This window comes from Paraburkholderia sp. SIMBA_030 (genome assembly GCF_046535245.1).
In the GTDB taxonomy this organism is placed as follows: Bacteria; Pseudomonadota; Gammaproteobacteria; order Burkholderiales; family Burkholderiaceae; genus Paraburkholderia.
Genome location: NZ_JAWRXB010000376.1, coordinates 1 through 277, shown reverse-complemented (window position 1 = coordinate 277; position 277 = coordinate 1). Strand labels below are relative to the sequence as shown.

Here is a 277-nt window from a genome sequence, read left to right as displayed (position 1 = left end):
CGGAACAATGGCATCGTCATGTCGGGCCGTTATCTGCGTGAGCCGGCATGGACACCAAGCGAGCAGTTCAAGCAATACCGGCTTGACCAGAAGCAACGGTCTACCGTTGAGCCTTGCACGCTCGGCAGTGTTATTTCCTTGAACGAAAGCTACATGGACGTCGTGGACTGGGCCTACCAGAAGGTTGGGCCGCCAGAGATTATTTGGGCCTTTGTGATGCTCTTTCCACCACTGTCTGCAATGCGAGCAGATTGGATTTTCATTAGAGACCCATGGC

General features: G+C 53.8%; 1 protein-coding gene. It reads left to right on the top strand.

Annotated elements, in window-relative coordinates; all coding sequences use genetic code 11:
- On the top strand, positions 1-277 hold a 277-nt coding region (locus SB772_RS40410; protein ID WP_410838570.1), incomplete at both ends, for a hypothetical protein.